The organism is Spirochaetales bacterium (assembly GCA_016930085.1).
Taxonomy (GTDB): domain Bacteria; phylum Spirochaetota; class Spirochaetia; order SZUA-6; family JAFGRV01; genus JAFGHO01.
The window spans coordinates 1-19,365 of the sequence record JAFGHO010000069.1; the positions used below are offsets into that span (position 1 = coordinate 1).

The following is a 19,365-nucleotide window of genomic DNA, read 5'->3' on the forward strand; positions in this document are numbered from 1 at the left end:
AAAATAAATATGGGCGACACAAGACTTGAACTTGTGACCCCTAGCGTGTCGAGCTAGTGCTCTAACCAAACTGAGCTAGCCGCCCATATATTATCGAAAAATAGTACCAGAATACCGGCGGTTTGGCAATATGCTTGAGTAAAAAAAAGATTTTTTTATTGCTTTCTGAGTGTGGTGATTACCCTTTCCAGGACTTTGTTTCTATCAAGCGGTTTGACAATATAGTTTTTTGCGCCGACGAGTAGTGACTTTTTTACAAGATCCTGCTTGCCGAGCGCGCTTATCATGATCACTTTTGCCTCTTTATCAAACTCGATTATCTTTTCCAGAGAGGTGACACCATCCATATTCGGCATGGTAATATCCATCGTCACAAGATCGATATTTGGATACAACTCCTTGTACTTTTCAACACCGCTTGCCCCGTCATTCGCGGTCCCGACGATCTCGAATCCTTCCGATGTGAGAATTTGACTTATCTGTTTGGTGACGAACATGGAGTCGTCTATAATAAGAACTTTGAAAGGTGTTCCGTCTTCCTTGAATCCTTCCGGTTTTCTGTCATTAATATTAGGAAACTCTATTTTTGATTTCATAGTCTTTCCTCCTAACTCCTGTCACGCAAAGCAACATTGACTTCGAGTTTTCCATAACCCGTTTCAATCGGAACGATTAACGCCTCTACTTCAAAATTGGCGATCTCCATTCTTTCTCCGGTAAATACCGTCGGGGGCGTTAATTCGAACTTGAATCCCAGTTCGGACAATTTCGTTACCGACTGCGCCACAATCATGTTTGCAAGCTCCGCTATTGTCGCTTTTACAAGTTCATTCAATTGAGTCAGTTTTTCGCCGTTCATACTGGATGCAATCGCCAGTGCCGATTCCTCGGACATATCGATGAGAACACGCCCTTCGACATCTCCCGCAAGCCCGACGATTGTCGCAACTCCAAGGACCGGTTGTGATGTCGCTTTCAAATATAATTCCCCCCGCGTAATTTCAGTCTCGAGCACCTCTTTCAGCACGTTGAATGTCGCCTCAACAAAGGGATTGATATATTCAATTCTCATGTAACACGTTCCTCCTCACTTCTCGAACTAATCATCATTCCGCCGTTTTATTATATACGGTGAGAACTTTCTCTTCGATCGCTTTCCACTCGGGAGATACGAGACGTTCGTTCTGTCCCAAACATAACATACCATCCGCTTTCAACAATTCCTTAAACTCCGCCACGATTTTTTCCTGATTATCCGGCTTTAAAAAGGAGAGGAAATCACGCGCGACAATAATATCGACCAGCGGAATCGCATTCTCGTGCAAAACGTCATGATATTCGAACAGAATTATATCTTCTATTTCTTTTGTAAATCGCGATCCTTTCTCTGTTTTTGCGATATACCCACCATCCTTAATATAATCCGGAATATCCTCATCAGCAAGCACTATATTCGGCGCCGTGGATATTTCAATGAGGCTGTTATCGTTTGCCCACACCTTGATCCGCGCCTCGGGGTATTTATGACGCAGAATACAGGCAAGTGAATACGTTTCCAATCCCTTTCCACAGCCCGGATTCCATACAGCGATCGTACCACCCGGTCTCTCCGGGAGAAGTGAAGAAAAAACCTCCATATAATCACGCTGCCAGAGGTTTCCCGTATATGGCGAGAAAAAAGGCTTGAGGAACTCATCGGCATCTTCGACATTTCTCAGCTGCACTTCCCTTCCGCTACTCTTGCAGAGCGCACTCCACTCTTTAAACCGTTCGCTTACCCAATCGAGATTCAATCCCGTCACATAAAAATGTCTGAATGTCGCGAGTGTTTCGACGATAAAACCGAACTCCGGTGCTTCTTTTTCCCGAACTACCACTTCTTTTTCGATATTTTCCGAAACAGGCTCGGTTTCCTCGAAGGTCTCATACTCTATCCGGTGATCTTCACCGCTGAAAATACGATCACTGTCCAAAATAATATAAAGCTTATCCTCATACTCGATAACACCGCTTATGTACTTGATGTTTATGTCCGTAAAAAGAGCGGGCGGGGGTTTAATCATTTCCGATGCAATACCGATAACCTTGTCTATCGAATCGACGATGACACCAAGCAGAGAATCTTTCAACTTCAGGATAAGGACGTTTTCAATCGCGCTTTTGCCCTTTTCATTTTTATCCTGCTTGATATCGAGGTTGAACATCGTTCGCATATCGATAATCGAGATTATCTCCCCCCTGAGGTTGTGAACGCCCCGCACAAAAGGATATGTATTCGGAACATAGGTAAACCGGCTGATTTTTGAAATCTCTTTGACCTTCATGATATCGACACCGTAATCCCTGCCGGCCAGTGAAAATGTCACCATCTTGAAATCTATTCTACGTTTCTGCTCAGCATTTTCTTTTTCCATTAGTTCTTCGGTCATTGAATTCATGCAATCATCCTCATACGCCTACAATATTTTCGCTTCACGTTCCTTCCGTTTGGTCTTTTCGATCTGTACGTCAAGGTCGAGAAGCTGGCTGACATCGATAATAAGAGATACTGTTCCGTCTCCCAGAATTGTCGCGCCCGCAATTCCCGGCGAGTTCGAGTATTTGTCCTTGAGCGGTTTTATGACAATATCCTCTTCACCGATCAGGGAATCGACCATAAGACCGACCTTGTTATTTTCCGAACCCACAAGAACAAGGTAATAATGCGGTTTGGTTTCATCCGTTTGAATCTTGAATATCCTGTTCAGTCTCACGATCGATATCACCTCTTCCCTGAGGTTGAACACTTCATAATTATCAATAAGCTTTATCTCCTCCGGTTTTATCCGATGACTCTCGATGACCGATGTAATCGGTACTGCATAGACTTCCCCTCCCACGCGGACCATCAAACCCTGAATAATTGCCAGGGTAAGCGGTAGTTTTATCGTGAACTTTGTTCCCACTCCGATTTTTGACCATACGCTCACGTTACCATTGAGTTTTTCGATTTTTTTCTTTACCACGTCCAGACCGACCCCCCGGCCGGAAACATCAGTCACTTTCTCCGCGGTTGAAAAGCCCGGTTGAAATATCAGATTAAAAGCCTCGATGTCCGAAAGATGTTTATCGGGATGAATGAGATCGAGTTTTACCGCTTTTTTTCGTATATCATCGACGTCAATCCCCCGTCCGTCATCATAGATTTCGATGATAATCATATTCCCCTCATTCATTGCCTTAAGGAGGATAGTACCTTCCGGCGGTTTCCCCTGCTTGATCCGTTCCTGTTCCGATTCGATACCGTGATCCAGGGAATTTCGGACGCAATGAATAAGCGGATCGATAAGATCCTCGATAACCGATTTATCGAGTTCCGTTTCTTCTCCTTCCGTTTTCAACTTTACATTTTTGTTCAAATCCCGTGAAAGATCGCGGACAAGCCGTGGGAACCGTGAGAAAATCTGTTCCACGGGAACCATTCTGATCTTCATGACGCCTTCCTGAAGTTCATTGGTAATCCTGCCGAGGCTTTGTGCGGTCGTGTGAAATTGTCCGATCGTATTTTTCAGCGCAGATTCAAAGGCGATATAATCCGAAGGAAGGTTGTCGAATCTGTTCATAACCTCCCGCGTAACGGCTTTGAGGTCTTTTCCGTTTGATTTATATGCTTCCATATATTCGGGTAATGATTTGAAAAACTCCTTGATTCTCGCGTTAATCCTTCCGGTTGCCTCTTGCAGATCAAGTAATAAATTATTGTAATCGCTGCTGATCTGATTAAATGTCGCTTTTGTGATGACCGCCTCGCTGACAAGATTCATCAGCGCATCGATCCTGTTGCTTTCCACCCTGAGGACCGAACTGAACTTTGTGATTTTCCTTATATCGGATAATTTTGTCTTTGCCTCAGAAGCTTTTGCCTTCTCTTCCCCCCCCGTCAAACTTCCCTCACCGGATTCATTCATTTCCTCATCCGTCGAAGCGGTTTCTTTCAATTTAATGATTCTTACCGATTTGATGATATCCGGCATATCGCAAATATACTCGAGTTGATTCGCCCCCGCTTTTGTCGAAATGTAGTACTCGACATACGGAAAAAATCTGTCGCTGTAAAGTTGTTCGAACTCCGGATTCGTTTTGATCACCGTCCCTATTTCCTTGAGAGCGGCATAAACCTGTATGCCGCCGACCGTATTCATAACGGCATCTTTGTCAAATTGAACGGTAATCTGATAAAGGGTTTCCCCTTCACCTGTTGACTGCCGGAGTTCGAGCAGTTCATACTCGGTCAAATCAGATTCCTGATAGGAAGGTTCTTTATGGCTCTTTTTTTCTTTCGGGCGGGCTTTCTTTTCTTTCTTTTTTTTCTGTTTATCTTTTTCCCCGCCCTCTCCCAGAAGCGCGTTGAGTTCATCTTCCAGCGCGGAAATATCCTCTTCAAATATTCTTCCTGCAAGCCGCTCCCGTAACATCTGTTTGATAATGTCTATTGATTTGAGAAGAATATCGACCACATACTCGCCGGCTTTAAGCGTTTCGCTTCTCATTTCATCCAGTACGTTTTCAATCAGATGTGTCAATTGGGTGATTTCCTGCATCTCGACTGTCGCGGACCCGCCTTTCAGTGTATGGGCCGCCCGAAATATTTCATCGATCGCATCCCTGTTTGAGGGATCGTTCTCAAGAAGAAGAATATTCTGTTCAAGCAATTCTACCTGAAGTTCTGCTTCATCAAAAAAATCTTTAAGCAGTTCTTTATTCGTGGGATCCAGATAGTCACTCATTAATAATATTTTTATCAATTCCCGACTGAAAGTCAATAGATAATCTTTACAAGATTGACAAATATAACTTTTTATTTAAAATTTTGATTAGCCGGAGGATGTGACATCATTTCTTAAAAAAAAATCCGGAAAAGAGAGAAAACAGCCTGTTCTGATGGACCGGACACGGTCCCGCTTTTCCGGCCATGTTCAATAACGATACATCATGACGTGGTTTGAGTCCTGAAACCGGTTACAAAAACGATGGGGGTTTCCGCTTGAAGATGATCGTATTGGATGTCAATCCCGGCATCGCCAACACACTTTGCTATATGCTCCTCTCCTGCGGTGTCAGAGGAATCCCCGCATCCGATGCCGAAACCGCACTGGATGTCTGCCGGTCGCATCCGGAAATCGATACGGGAATTATCGATGTCGACGACAATGAAGCGAAGGGTGTTCACTTTATATCGGAAATAGGACACATTCGCACAACGGGAGTTTTTAGGACTATCCTCCACTCCGCATCGTCCGGCGAGTATCTGAAGGAGAACATTGTCTGTCCTGGAATCATCGGCTATATTTCCAAACCGTTTCATGAAGAAAACACCTTCATTCAGCTGAAATCAATACTTTCGAAAATTATTTTCAAAGGAGACGAAAAGAGAAATTATTTACGGGTTATTCCGGCTTCGGATGAGCTTCTCCGTACCGATTTCAGATTGAAAGAATACCCGGGGCTTCTCTACGGGAAAATCATTAATCTCAGTATGGAAGGTATAGCAATTGCATTGCTAAAGTCCGTTCCGCCTTTACCCCTCAAAAAAGGCGCCCGCATTATCGATCTTCATCTCAACCTTGATTTCAGGGAAATGACGATTCAGGGCAATATTGTCGAAAAGCGAAGAGATGTCATCATTATCCGCTTTATCTCGCTTACCGAAATCGAGAAAATAATTATTGCCCGCTATATATTCAGGCGAATTTCCGACTAATGGCCGGCCGATAGCGGATATACCATAACCTTATAAATCCTTATCATATCCGGTTATTAATTTATAAGCAATCTCATTTCATTTTTAACCTGTGCCGGAAGATATCCATTGATTTTTTTTAAATTCGTAGTAATATAGTAAATAGGGGCCGTCAATCCACGGTATTTCAGGCCGGGATTGAACGGCAATGATAACCGGTATATCTCAGACGGATAAGGTTTATGCGGTATTTCGCAGAAGATCATCCTTATGAGTGGTTGTGAAACAATCATGAAGAGGATATAATAAATAAGCGAGGATATACATGCGATACGATCAATGCATCCGGGATCGAAAACAGGTAATCGGTGCTTTTTCTATTCTTTGCAGGACGGAGTATTAACCATGAATAAGCGGCTGCTGTCATCCATAATTGTAATTGTCGTTTTTTTCTTTGCCTCTTTTCCGCTCGTCTCAAATGAACTCGGTATAGAATACAGAATAGGTAGTCTGAATATTCCCGATTACCAGGTGACCAACAGCGAATTTCTGGATCAAATGGAATTACCCAATTTTTTTTACTGGGATAAAGGAATTTCACTGACCTATACACATCAGTTTTCGGACAATTTTAAATTCCAGACAGGGGTTTATTCGGATGCCATCCTTAAAAATATATCATACACACATTTCTATTATACCGAAAGCATATTCGTTATGGGTGTCGGACCATTTTTCGGCTTTTTAAATTCAAACGTTTTTCCATACATCGAACCGGGGATTTCGTCCATCGTCAGAATCGAGTTTCCCGGTATTCTATTTGCAGATCTCCGTGTCGACAAAACACTAGATGTCCACCTCACGCATGACAATGATTATTTTCAGGAAAGAACGGATATGAGTTTCGGGTTTTTTGTGCCGAATGCGATCTGTACCCTTTCGATGTTATCCAAAAAATTTACCGAGCGTGAAACGGAATCCGGCACCACATACGAACTCGTCGATGAATTAACCGACTATTCGCTGAAAACAACCATATTCAAGAAAAATGTTCCGTACCATCTCCATCTTGTTTTTTCCTACCAGCACTACTCGAAATCATACATCATGGCCCCTGATGTCGTCACCAACGATCTTCACACCATTCTCTTTGGTATCGGTATCGATGTATACGCAAACCCAGCCCTCTTTTATTCACTCTACATCGACAATACCCTTTACTCCTTCGGCCAGGAAGAAATGCTCGGTATGGATACAATCCCCTATGCATTCAAGGCATATCTTGCCATGCGAATCAATTTCGACAAAATAATCCAATCGAGAATCATCGAATAAAAAGGTGGTCAGTAGCAGCGGCAGGCCCTTCAATAATCGAAATATGCTTATTTTAATAACCGGATAAATAACGCTTTTTGCGGAACAAGCGCTTCGCGGGCGGCTAATCGCTTCTATGAAATCAAAGCGGCGACGCTCAAGCCGTATTCACCGAATATTCAGAATAAAAAAGCGACACCGATTCCGGCTTCGATATCGAACCAGCTTATCGTCATCCCCGGTATCGCGATGTCTTTCTCCGGGTTCGGCGTGATATTGTAATGAAAAAGAACGAACGGAGTGATAGCGAGAGGCCCGGCGGGAATGTCGAGCCCCAATCCGCCGCACATATAGATATCGTTCAACTGTGTGTCGTCGGATTCGAGGTAATTGTCACCGTCCAGCGTATAGCCGATACAGAAGGCGTATCTGGCCCCGAACGCAGGCCACAGTTTGACTCCGCCCAGGCTGATCGGATATTTCAGGAGGAGTGTCGCGTTGATAAAGGAGATAAAATTATCGGTATAGGGATCGATCTCATCGCCGTCCATGAACCAGCCGCCCGCGAGCATCATCGACCAGTCGATATCGATCCTCACGAATTCGGCATCGAAATAGGCTCCCGCGACAATATCGTGAAGCAGCTGTAACGATTCATAGGTTGTTCCCATTATTTCGTATTTGCTTCCGGATACTGAAAGGACGTATCCGGTTTTGATACCGGCCGCAAGCTGCAGGGGGGACCCGGCAAAAAGCGATCCGGTAAGCATAAAAACGGTCAGAACAAGCGGAAATCGTTTCATTCACAAAACCCCTTTCATTCGGCGTATCTTGATCCCTTTACAATGATAGCTCTTCTTTCTTTTTTTTCAATGGGCCGGGTTCTTTCTCATTAATTTATAAGAGGCCGTATATTACCTCCACCTTGCCGCTAACTCGATATCTTCTCGAGTTCTTCCATACTGTCGCTTTGCATAAGCTTCTTTTTTGCCCGAAATACGATCTTATCGTTTTTTATATCGATAATAATGGTACTGCCGCTTTGGAATCTTCCTTTGAGCATTTCAACCGAGAGGGGGTCTTCAATATATTTCTGTATCGTTCGCCGCAATGGGCGGGCTCCGTATTTTTCGTCAAAGCCGACGGCTATGATAAACTCTTTCGCTTTCTTCTTGATCTGCAGCGCGATATCCTGCGGCGCAAGCCGTTCCTCGAGTTCTCCGATGAGAAGATCGAGTATCTTGGAAATATGATCCTTGCTCAGGGCATGGAACACAACGGTTTCATCCACCCTGTTGAGAAACTCCGGATTGAATATCTTGCGGAGTTCACTCATGGCGGATGTTTTCATTTCATTAAAGCCCATGATACCGCTTTTACCGTCGGCATGAAATCCGAGAAAGGTATCCTTGTTGATTTCACGCGTCCCGACATTCGAGGTCATGATCAGGACCGTATTCCGAAAGGACACCGTGTGTCCGAGATTGTCCTGAAGCTGCCCCTCTTCGAGTACCTGCAGCAGAAGATTGAACACATCACGGTGTGCCTTTTCGATCTCATCGAGGAGAATGACGCTGTAGGGTCTGCGCCGGATTTTTTCGGTCAGAAGTCCGCCCTCTTCGTATCCGATATAGCCGGGCGGGGCGCCGACAAGACGTGATACATTGTGTTTTTCCATGAAATCCGACATATCGAGTCTGATCAACGCATCTTCGTTGCCGAAGAGAAATCCAGCGAGTTGTTTTGCCAGATATGTCTTTCCGACCCCGGTCGGGCCCAAAAAGATAAAGGAACCCCGTGGCCGTTTCGGTGAACTGAGTCCCGTCCGGGACCGCCGTATCGCCGAGGCGATCACCTTGATCGCTTCATCCTGGCCCACGATGGATTGATGAAGCTCCTCTTCGATCTGGAGAAGCTTTTCGGACTCACTCTGCGCGATTCGGATAAGGGGAATTCCCGTCATGCCGGATATGATCCGCTGGATATCCTCGACATCCACGATATTTTCCTCATTTTTGAGGGTATTCTCCCATTCCTCCTTGAGTTGCTCCAGTTCTTCCCGTTTTTGTTTTACCCTGTCCCTGATGGCAGCGGCCTCCTCGTATTTCTGATTATTCACGAGACGTGTTTTTTCTGTAACAAGCCGCTGAACCTCCTGTTCGAGATCCGCGATTTTCTTGGGTTTGACGCTGTTGTTGATCCGTTTCTGCGAACCGGCCTCATCGATAAGGTCGATCGCCTTATCCGGGAGGAATCGTTCGGTAATGTAACGGTGAGAAAGAATCGAAGAGGCTTCAAGAGCGTCATATGTATAGGTGACATGGTGGTGTTCTTCGTAGCGGTTCTTAATACCGGTCAGAATCTCTATCGTTTCTTCAACAGATGGTTCGTCGACATAAATCGACTGGAATCTCCGTTCGAGCGCCGCATCCCGTTCGATATATTTTTTATACTCGTTGAGTGTTGTTGCACCGATACACTGAAGTTCTCCCCGCGACAAGGCGGGTTTGAGCATATTCGAGGCATCGATCGCCCCTTCCGCCCCTCCTGCGCCGATAATCGTATGCAATTCATCGATAAAGAGAATGACATTGCTTGCCGTCACAATCTCCCGCATGACACGTTTGAGTCTTTCTTCGAACTCCCCCCGGTACTTTGTCCCGGCGACAAGCGACGCCAGATCAAGCACAACGACTCGCTTGTCGAAGAGGACTTCCGGAGCCGTTCCTTCGATAATTCTCTGAGCGAGGCCTTCGACGATCGCCGTTTTCCCGACGCCCGGTTCACCGATAAGGACGGGATTGTTCTTTGTTCTTCGCGCGAGAATCTGTATCACACGCTGGATTTCCTTTTCCCTGCCGATAACCGGATCGAGCGCGCCTTCCCTCGCGAGGGAGGTGAGATCACGGGAAAATTCGTTCAGCGTCGGTGTCGTTTTCCTGGCCATTGTGCTTTGGGGTTTTTTCTTGTATGTGCTGAAATTTCTAACACCGCCCGGACCGTTTATCTGGAATATCGCTTCCCTGAGATTATTTATCGTTATACGTTTTTGTGTGAGATACTTATTCGTCAGGCTTCCCGGTTCTTTTGCCGCGGCTAAAAGAAGATGTTCAGTGCCGATATATTCATGGCCGAGGTTATGCGCTTCTTCCGAAGAATCCTCAAGAACGTGTCTCAGCCGGTTTGACGGTTTTAATTCGCCGGTAACGACCGTCGAATGTTCACCTTTCGGTATTTTCTGCTCGATATCAAAAATCATCTCCGCGATATTGACATTGATCCGTTTCAGTGCCTTAACCGCAACACCTTCACCGTCCCTCAACAGTGCAAGAACGATATGTTCCGGTTGAATTCTTTCGGAATTCACTTTTTTCGCTTCTTCGGGTGCAAGGAGTGTCAGCACCCGCTGGGCCCGCTGGGTCAGACCTTTGAACTTAAACATATTCCCCCCTCTATCGCTGCTCCTTCTACCGGTCCGTTAATCCTGGCGGCCGGCAACATCATGAACACCATGATCATTCTCCCTATAAAATATCACGAATGATATTGGCTCTTAAAGTATCGGAAATCTCCGCATTTCCATTGATCCCCACATTACTCATCTTTTCAATATGCGATTCCTGTATCAGAAAAAAAAGTGCGGTCACTGCCTCGAGCGTCACCTCGTCGACAAGATCCATACATATTCCCATTCGAATGAGGGAAAGGGCTTCTATTGCCTCCTTGAGAGGTATCATCCTGCAATATCTGAGTATCGCGAGGGCTTTTTTCACCTTGACGCCAATCTCCCTCTTTTTGTTCATATACAGGGCTTCCCTGGTTTTTCTTTCCAGACTGATTAATGGAACGAGCAACTCATTGATATAATTGATTATCTCCTCTTCCTTATATCCGATAGAAAACCTGTTCGAAATCTGAAAAATCGTCCCGGGAGAATGATTCCATAAATCGCCGAATGATTTCACGCAAAAACCCTTTTTCACAATCAGATTGAGTGTTTCGTCAAGCAATGAGGCGAGTTCCAGGGCGGGAAGATGAATCAGCACGGACACCCGCATCCCCGTTCCGAGGTTACTGAAACCGGCCGTCAGATACCCCCATTCGATATTGACCGCGTACTGCAAATGGTTCTCGAGCAGTCCGTCAATTTCATTGATCCGGTTAAAAGCCTCATCGAGGACAAGCCCCCCCTTGATACATGATAATCTCAGATGATCTTCCTCACAGATCATACCGCTTACTTCACCGTCATTACACAGGGCGACAATCCTGTTTCCCGTTTCGCAATAGTTCCGCGTGATAATGCATCGCTCAAGCAATACTTTCTTTTCAACAGGTTTCAACTCATCAAGATATAATATCGTAAAATTCGAGCTTTCCGGCAACTTCCCGAATGCGGTGATAATTTTCGTATGTACCGTTTTTTCTTCTTTTTGAGAGAGCGCCCCCGGGAAAGGATAATCATTCAAATTTCTGGCAATCCGTACACGCGTCGAGAGGACAACATCATTCTCCGGTCCCCCTTGATAAAACCATCCGGCTTTTGTCATTATTTCATTGAACTCACTCATTTTCATTCCCGCCCTGTATCCTGAAAACTCATTATACGGTCCCTCAATTCAGCCGCCTTCTCATAATCCTCGTTGCGTACCGCGATTTTTAATTTTTCCTTGAGCTCCCTGATGTCGAACAGATACCGTTTCATTAATAGAAGCCGTTCCGGGTATTTCCCGTGATGGCGGGTATGCCCGTAACACTGTTTTAATTTTCTTCGTATTTCCTTTTGATATACCGAATAACAGGAGCTGCACCCGCATTTCTGGTCTTTTAGAATTTCACCGAGTCCCTTCCCGCAAACGGGACAACGCTTTTCCTTGAAAAAACTCTTTTTCAACGCCGCCTCAAAAACGCCGCTTAAAAGGTTGGAAATACTTATTTCTTTCTCATCGCCCTTTTTTCCCATAATCCCGGTCACGAGGGCACAGGATTCACAGATTGCGAAATGCCGTTTATTGTTGTCGGTAACAAAATGTATCTGAATCGTTGCCCTGTTTTTATTACATATTTCACATTTCATAAAATAGATACTTTCCTTTATCGATATATTGTTGTCACCGGGGATTATCCGTCTTCAAACAAGCCCCGGAATACCTTACATTTTATATAATAGTATACCATATTTGAGCGGAAGATGAAATAGAATAAAAAAAAAAATACATAATATATCTTTTTTGGTTATTTTAGCCCGAAAAACGTCACATGAGGGCGTCACAATAAAAATGATCGGAAGAAGCGTAAAAACGCTGCCTGCAACCGGTATATTCCTTTCAATACCTTCGTATGACTTCGAGCGGTTTGATCCTGCCTGCCTCTCTGGCGGGCCGGTAAGCGGCGAGCGTGGAAAGCAATAACGTTACAAAACAGACGGCAAATATCTCGATAATGGAAATATTGATCGGTATTCTTTCCAGATAAAAATCGGTGTTAAAAATCACAAAGGCTTCGGCAGTATCGATCGAAACAAACGGGGAAATGATGATATGATATATAGCGAGAAACCGGTTGACGATCCATTCAATACCCCCGATCACTTCATTGATGTTGAGCGCGATGAGGAGTCCGACGGCCAACCCGACGATCGTGCCGATACAACCCGTCAACGTACCGACGGCGAGAAAAGAAAAGGTAATCGTCCTTGGCGAAACGCCCATACTTTTCAAAATCGCGATTTCCTGGGTTTTCTCCATCACGATCATGACAATCGACGAATAAACATTCACCGAAGCGACCAGAATGATGAGAATCATGATAAAAACCAGAAGCGCCTTTGTAATAGAAAAAGACCGGTATTGATTCTCCTGCATTTGATACCAGGACCTTATCGTGGAAAAGGACATTTTATTATTTGATATAATAGTGTCTATATCCTCCATGATCCTGTTCAAACCGGAAAAAGGATCGTCCACCTTGATCCCGATGTATTGTTCCGACTGCATTTCGCCGAATATAAGTTTCCCGGCGCTTTCGGAAACATAGGCGAGGACTTTATCGATATCCTGATATCCTGTGGTAACGAGACCGGCGACGATGCACCGTGTCGATTTGATCACAATGTTTGAGTGGAAATCCGTATGAGAGAGAACGAAGACCTGGTCCCCCACGCTCACGTGAAGGGTGTCCGCCAGACTCTGTGCGAGGAGAATCGGATAAAACCTCAAAGCGGAGAACAGCCGTGCGAGTTTCTCCGGTATCGGGCCATCCGTCTCCTCTTTGAGAACGTATACTCCCCGAGCATCATCGAACCGGTAGGCGGAAAGAAATAACCGCTGTTTTTCCGGATCGATGCCTTTGAACACACGCCGCCGCACGATGTCTTCGTTAATAATACAAGGAACCGGCCCCAGGTCGAATCTGCCTTCAGTGACATCGAGATATTCCCGCAAGCCGGCATCATCTGAGTACAGTGTTTCCGGTATCGCCCTCAGGGTGACCCCGCCGATGTCGTCTTTGGACCGGACCAGGGCAAATCCGCTTCGTTCGATAAAAGCGACCGATACCCCGTCAATATGCCGAATCTCTTCGGCGATAGCGGCGAGCCTCTCCTCCGAGGCGTTTCTGACGGACAGTTGCAGATGACAGGTGGTAATTTCGATAAGCCGCCGCGTGATCCCTTCAATCATACCGTTCGTCATGACAATAACGACAAGAAGCGGAATGATGCTCAAACCGATCCCCAAAATCGCACCGCGCAACTGCTGCGGTATTTTCCTTGTTCTGCCCTGTTGTATCGATCCCCTCAGACCGAGAAATAAAAAAAGCGGAAGTTTCATCGTTCGACCAGAACCCCGTGTTCTATCGCATAATGCCTATTGCCTCGACCCTTCATGGCAATATCATGTGTTGCGAGCAGCATCGATTTTTGATACCGCTCGACAAGTTCAAAAAGGATATTCCGGACGATCGACGAGTTTTTTTCATCCAGGTTGCCGGTAGGCTCGTCGGCGATGATAATGGGAGGATCGTTCATCAGCGCCCGTGCGACGGCTACGCGCTGCCGTTCCCCGCCTGAAAGCTCGACAAGATAATGATCCTTTCTGTTCCATAACCCCACTTCATCAAGAAGCATTTCAGCCCGCTCCTTTGCTTTGCTTAGCGGTATACCCGTGATAAAAGCGGGCATCATCACATTTTCAAGCGCATTGAAATCTTTGAGAAGAAAATGAAACTGGAAGATAAACCCTATCGTCCGCTGCCTGAAGGTGGTAATCTCTTCTTCGGTAAGGGCGGTAATATCAATCCCACCCACAACGATCCGACCTGCGGTGGGGGTATCGATACCGCCGACGAGATTGAGAAGGGTACTTTTCCCCGACCCGCTTTCCCCGGTAATGAGGATTGTCGTTCCGGGGGAGACGGTGAGATCGATCTTTTTTAATACCTCGATTGTCTCTCTTCCAATCCGATAGATCTTTTTTATTGAATCAATGACAAGTACGTCCATACACCACCCTTTTTCGGCACTCTATTCATATCTCAAAATCTCGGCCGGCTTGATTGAGACGACCTTCCCGGATGCAAACCATGCGGCGGCCGTCGAACTCAACATGGAAAAAAAACAAATAAAAAGGGTTTCGGGTAATAAAACCCGTACCGGGACCTGTTTAATATAAAATACGTCAGGCGAAAAGATTGAAACACGTTGAAATCTGAGGTCGGGAAGGAAAAATGAAAGCAATTTTTCGAGATTCGCAAAGACGATATCATTGATGAGGAACTCGGTCAATCGAAAAAGCTCATTGATATTATGGGTGACCACAAGGCCCAGAATCACCCCGACCAGACATCCTGATATACCGATAAGAAATCCTTCAAAAATAAATATATTTCTCACCCCCCCCGGTGAAGCCCCGAGTGCCTTGAAAACGGCGATCTCCTCCTTTCGTTCGAATACGGAGCGTTTGAGTGAATGAAAAATATTGAAACCCACAACGATAAATATGAGACCGATAAGCAGCATCATGAGGATTTTTTCCATCAGGAGGGCGTTGAAAAAGGTCTTGTTGAACTCCCGCCATGAGCGGACAACGTACGGAGTACCTTCCAGAATCTTTTTTATTCTCATGACCGCTTCTCGATCGCCGAATCTGTTTTTCAGTTTGACCCCATAGATCAGCGAAGGATCTTTTCCGCCTTCGACGATACCGGAAGCGGTCTCGAGAGAAATAAACGCCCAATTTCTGTCGATTTCATGATACCACGTTTGAAAGGTTCCGGTCACATTCTTTTTCGACGACCAATTACCGGGAAAGGTCGTTATTGAAACCGAATCGCCCGGGTGAACACCGAGATGTGAGGCGAGCAAATAGCCGAGGAGTATCGTGTCCGGTTCCCCGATACTGGTTTCACCCGGTATCAGATTAAAATCGGTATCGAAACTCTCCTGAAAAGAAGGATCGATTTCATTTATGTTCGCGGGAATTCCTCTCAGAATGCATGCCGCGTTCCCTTCGATCAATGCCTGGTGTTCAGAAAAGGGGATCAACGCTTCCACCTGGTCGATATCGCGAATCATCTCCGTTTTCCTTTCGTCCATGACCGGTCCGCCCGAGATCTGTATATGAAATGAGCCGATGTTGATTAACGGTTCGATAAAACTCAACTGAAATCCGTTCATCACACCGATCACCGCCGTCAATGTCATGACGCCGACCGCAATGCCGGTGCTCGAGAGGACGGAAGAAGCAGTTCGTTTACTTTTTCTCTTTTCCTTGAAATACCTGAAGGCGACAAACAGTATAAAACGAATATTCATTTATCGTCAATAAAGGTCCGCTCCCGAATAACCTTACCTCCGTCAATAAACTCTTCCTTCACTTTTTCTCCGTCATCGTAATGGATCCGTATCGCCAATTCACCCTTTCTGAACAATTCCTCCACATAGGATACTTCATCCGAATAAATCGTTTGTTTTTCGATAACACCTTTTCTATAATATTCTTCCCTGACAAGTTCATTCTTCGTGTTATAAGAAAAAATCCACTCCTCGAGGCCGTTACCACTCTTTCTCTCGGTTTTACTCTGGCGTCCTTCATTATCATAGGAATAGATAAGCTCCTCAACAACTTTATCTTTTTTTTTCACGACCTGTTTCCTCATTTTTCCCTCCTTATTGAAAAAAATAGTATAACTCAGTCCTTCAAGAAGGTCCTCTTCCTGCGTTTCAGTCAGAATCCCCTCTGTGCCGCTATAGGTCAGGATTTTTTTCCTGATCAGCTTATCATCCCGCCACACCTCGCTTCTATTAATCATCCCCGACGAATTGAACCACACGATTTTAATTTCATTGCCGCTTTCGAACACCTCGGAAACAAGACGCCCCTCACCGTAGATGTATGAAGATACATCGGTGTTTCCGTCTTTCCGGGTACGCCTGACATTCCGCAATTTTCCCTTTTCCGAATACTCATATTCTTCATGATACAGAAGGCCGCCTTCCGGATCATACGTCTCCGAACGGTTCATGGTCTGGCCTTCGGAATAGAAGTAGCGCGTTTTTTGAACCATTGATGCATCAGAGAAGACCTGTTCCTCCGTCGGCCGGCCTTTTCTGTCAAAGAGTTTTATCGTGTCGGTCTTGTTATCGATGAATGTTCTTTCTTCCCTGATGTTCATATTGTTGTAAAAGGCAAGTTCCCACCGCTTGACCTCTTTTTCCCCGGAAAAAAGACGACGTGTTTCCGTTTCACCCGACTTCTCAACTTCAAGAATATAGGAGAACCCGGAAATATTCCGTTCATCTATTTCTTCAAATTTCATCCCGATATCATTCGAGCGGAAAAAGCGAATTTCTGCGGGGAAGGCGTTTCGGCAAAAAGTAAAAAGAAATATCGCGAGCCAGAATGGAAGCGCGAGATGTTTCCTCACCGTGCACTTTCTCCTATCAGTGAATCGAGATACACCCGTTTGTCGAACGGGATAAAATCATCGAGTTTTTCTCCGGTCCCCATAAACGAGAACGGAATACCGAGCGTATGAGAGATTGAAAGAACGATACCGCCTTTCGCCGTCGAGTCGTATTTTGCGAGAACAATCGTATCGATACCGATGGCCTCATTGAATGTCTCCGCCTGATTATACGCATTTTGTCCCGTTGTCGCATCGAGAACAAGCACTTTTCTATAATAGCCGTTTGCGATTTTCCCGCGAATTATCTTGTCGATTTTCTGGAGTTCCCTGACCAGCGACGCTTTGTTATGCATTCTCCCCGCGGTATCCGCCAGGACGAGTTCACTGCCGCTTGCATGCGCGTGTGTGATCGTATCGAAAATAACGGCACCGGGATCGGCGCCCTTTTCCTGACCGACAACCTTCACATTGAGTCTCTCCGCATGAAGGGAAAGCTGCTCGATTGCCGCTGCCCGGAAAGTGTCCCCTGCGCTCAACAGGATCCCCCCGATATTATGGTGTTTCCGGTAATAATCCGTCATTTTTGCGATGGTGGTCGTTTTTCCCACCCCGTTGACACCAAGCACCAAATAAAAATTGAGTCTGTTTTTCTCCGGAACCAGTGAATAGACCTTGATATATGAGGCGATAATATCCCGGAGGGCCTCCCGCTGCTCCGGAACCGATTTCAGTTTTTCCTTTTTCACTTTTTCCCTGAGCCGGTCGATCACCTCCATTGCGACCCGCGGACCGATGTCGCCTGATATCAGAACCTCTTCGAGATCCTCACAAAGCGCATCAAAGTCTTTCCCGATACCGAGGGCCTTTTTTATTTTTTCTGCAAGACTCATTTTCTTTAGCATGCCGGTTTCCTCATCCTATCGGCCTGTCCGCAGCACCGATATAATCGATCAGGTTGACGAAAAGATTGATAAAAAGCGCCCCGGTGACGACAAGGGTTCCATAATGGGATATCAAAAAGGCATCCTGCATAATGCTTGCCCTTTTGTATTCGTCGGTACCCGACGAAGCACGATAATCGCGTATATCCCCGTAATCATCCGCCAGACCTTTAAAAAACACCGGGAACGGAATGGAAACGAAGAAATATCCGAGGGCGGTATAAAATTTATCCCTTTTTAATTCCTGCCGCCGCTCGCCGCTTATCTCGCTTTTGGTCAGCTCGACATTGATCGAAGCCTCTCCGCTTTCCCCGATATGAAATGAAATTTCGTCAAAATCGTCTTTTTTAATCACGATCCGCAACAGATGTAACGAACGTTCGACTGCAAGCGGGGTTATCCCACGCCATACCGAATTGACATACACATTCGCCCCTTCGGGAATAGAATCGATAAATACGTTGCCCGACGCTATTCTGGTAAGCGATACTACGCATTCGCTCTCTTCGAAAGCAACAAGATTTACCTCTTTTTTCTCCTCGAAATAATCCTGGTGCGTTACTCTGACTTCTGCTTTACCGGGCTTTAGATAATTGACTTCCGTTTTTCCTATTCCTGCAAACTCATCGTTCACATAAACGAAACCCGTCGGTGGATCGGGAATGACGACGAGACCGGCCCATTCCCTGCCCAAAATAAGGAGTGACAGCTCCCTTTTTATATCGTCAAGGGCGGGATATACCTCTTCGGGTGAAAGGGTGATATCGTAATCAAAGACCTTTTCTTCCAGAAGCCGGTCAAAGGCCGAAATGGAAATAAAAAGATACCCGAAAATCTCTTCGACATGTCCATAAACAAGAAAATCAATACCGTGCGTTTTCGTATATTGTAATGCCGAATATGAAGGCGGATCGAGGAGAAGTCCCGCGCCTTCTCCCGATTTTATCTGAATGCGAAGCTCCTCGGGTATTGTAATCCCGGCCGGATCGGTCTCTTTTATTTCCCCGATTTTTTTGATGATATCCCCGATTTTTTTCTCTGTTTCTTCCAATGCGGCCTTTTTTTTCGATTCCATGACGTTTTCGAACAGAATCGCGTCTTTTGTTTTTTGCAGATCGATGAGTTGCCTGTTGAGTGTGCGGATTCGGTCGAGGAGAATATTTTTTTGATACGCCTTTTCCTGCAGGACACTGACAACATGCTTTTCGAGTGACTCGAGGTCTTCTTTGAGGAGCATCGGGATGCTTTGTTTAAGATGAATATTTTCCGGTGAGAGATCGAGATCGGAGAACATACAAAAACCAACGGTATAGCCGGTATTCTCCGGCAGATACAATTCTGAATTTTCGAGTGAGGTTTCTCCCTGCAAAAGAAAGGCGGCGTTTATAAAAACAAACAGAGAGGTCGCAATCGTCGTCCGTTTACACAACATCGGTATTAGCATAATATATAACCCCGATTTCTTCAACTGTGAATTGCCGCCTG

At 45.5% G+C, this 19,365-nt stretch carries 16 protein-coding genes and 1 tRNA gene; 2 read left to right on the plus strand and 15 right to left on the minus strand.

Translation table 11 applies throughout. From position 1 onward, the window contains the following. Window positions 1–10: 10 nt before the first annotated feature. From JW881_12200 to JW881_12220, 5 genes are all read right to left on the minus strand, one after another. Window positions 11–85: transfer RNA gene (locus JW881_12200), tRNA-Val, on the minus strand. A gap of 70 nt (window positions 86–155) precedes the next feature. Beyond that, window positions 156–596 carry a response regulator gene (locus tag JW881_12205; protein MBN1698267.1) on the minus strand — a complete coding sequence of 147 codons (441 nt, stop codon included), beginning with the start codon at window positions 594–596 and terminating at the stop codon, window positions 156–158. A gap of 11 nt (window positions 597–607) precedes the next feature. Beyond that, window positions 608–1,072, minus strand: a complete 465-nt coding sequence (locus JW881_12210; protein ID MBN1698268.1) for a chemotaxis protein CheX — start codon at window positions 1,070–1,072, stop codon at window positions 608–610. A gap of 34 nt (window positions 1,073–1,106) precedes the next feature. Further along, window positions 1,107–2,438 (minus strand): chemotaxis protein CheW, encoded by a 1,332-nt coding sequence (locus JW881_12215; GenBank protein ID MBN1698269.1) that lies wholly within the window; start codon window positions 2,436–2,438, stop codon window positions 1,107–1,109. Between the two features lie 18 nt (window positions 2,439–2,456). After that, window positions 2,457–4,766 carry a chemotaxis protein CheA gene (locus JW881_12220; GenBank protein MBN1698270.1) on the minus strand — a complete coding sequence of 770 codons (2,310 nt, stop codon included), beginning with the start codon at window positions 4,764–4,766 and terminating at the stop codon, window positions 2,457–2,459. Between the two features lie 263 nt (window positions 4,767–5,029). Between JW881_12220 and JW881_12225 the strand changes: the two genes are divergently transcribed. Beyond that, a complete protein-coding gene (locus JW881_12225) occupies window positions 5,030–5,740 on the plus strand; it encodes a PilZ domain-containing protein (protein ID MBN1698271.1) in 711 nt (236 codons plus the stop codon). Window positions 5,741–6,124: 384 nt separating this feature from the next. After that, the gene (locus tag JW881_12230) at window positions 6,125–7,054 is read left to right on the plus strand and encodes a hypothetical protein (GenBank protein ID MBN1698272.1); all 930 of its coding nucleotides are present in this window, start codon (window positions 6,125–6,127) and stop codon (window positions 7,052–7,054) included. A gap of 158 nt (window positions 7,055–7,212) precedes the next feature. Here JW881_12230 and JW881_12235 read toward each other — a convergent pair whose 3' ends face one another. From JW881_12235 to JW881_12280, 10 genes are all read right to left on the minus strand, one after another. After that, a complete protein-coding gene (locus tag JW881_12235) occupies window positions 7,213–7,836 on the minus strand; it encodes a hypothetical protein (protein ID MBN1698273.1) in 624 nt (207 codons plus the stop codon). A gap of 128 nt (window positions 7,837–7,964) precedes the next feature. Beyond that, window positions 7,965–10,475 (minus strand): ATP-dependent Clp protease ATP-binding subunit, encoded by a 2,511-nt coding sequence (locus JW881_12240; GenBank protein MBN1698274.1) that lies wholly within the window; start codon window positions 10,473–10,475, stop codon window positions 7,965–7,967. A gap of 82 nt (window positions 10,476–10,557) precedes the next feature. Continuing rightward, window positions 10,558–11,604 (minus strand): hypothetical protein, encoded by a 1,047-nt coding sequence (locus JW881_12245; protein MBN1698275.1) that lies wholly within the window; start codon window positions 11,602–11,604, stop codon window positions 10,558–10,560. A gap of 2 nt (window positions 11,605–11,606) precedes the next feature. Continuing rightward, entirely contained in the window at window positions 11,607–12,110 is a 504-nt protein-coding gene (locus JW881_12250; protein ID MBN1698276.1) for a UvrB/UvrC motif-containing protein, read from the minus strand. Between the two features lie 250 nt (window positions 12,111–12,360). Continuing rightward, window positions 12,361–13,863 (minus strand): ABC transporter permease, encoded by a 1,503-nt coding sequence (locus JW881_12255; protein MBN1698277.1) that lies wholly within the window; start codon window positions 13,861–13,863, stop codon window positions 12,361–12,363. Next, on the minus strand, window positions 13,860–14,534 hold the full coding sequence (locus JW881_12260; GenBank protein MBN1698278.1) for an ABC transporter ATP-binding protein: 675 nt from the start codon (window positions 14,532–14,534) through the stop codon (window positions 13,860–13,862). The genes JW881_12255 and JW881_12260 overlap by 4 nt, the downstream gene beginning before the upstream one ends. A gap of 21 nt (window positions 14,535–14,555) precedes the next feature. Then, window positions 14,556–15,845 carry an ABC transporter permease gene (locus JW881_12265; protein MBN1698279.1) on the minus strand — a complete coding sequence of 430 codons (1,290 nt, stop codon included), beginning with the start codon at window positions 15,843–15,845 and terminating at the stop codon, window positions 14,556–14,558. After that, on the minus strand, window positions 15,842–16,957 hold the full coding sequence (locus JW881_12270; GenBank protein ID MBN1698280.1) for a hypothetical protein: 1,116 nt from the start codon (window positions 16,955–16,957) through the stop codon (window positions 15,842–15,844). Before JW881_12270 ends, JW881_12265 begins: the two co-directional genes overlap by 4 nt. Then, window positions 16,954–17,841 (minus strand): signal recognition particle-docking protein FtsY, encoded by an 888-nt coding sequence (gene ftsY / locus JW881_12275; GenBank protein MBN1698281.1) that lies wholly within the window; start codon window positions 17,839–17,841, stop codon window positions 16,954–16,956. The genes JW881_12270 and ftsY overlap by 4 nt, the downstream gene beginning before the upstream one ends. A gap of 10 nt (window positions 17,842–17,851) precedes the next feature. Continuing rightward, window positions 17,852–19,324 (minus strand): PEGA domain-containing protein, encoded by a 1,473-nt coding sequence (locus JW881_12280; protein MBN1698282.1) that lies wholly within the window; start codon window positions 19,322–19,324, stop codon window positions 17,852–17,854. Window positions 19,325–19,365 lie beyond the last annotated feature (41 nt).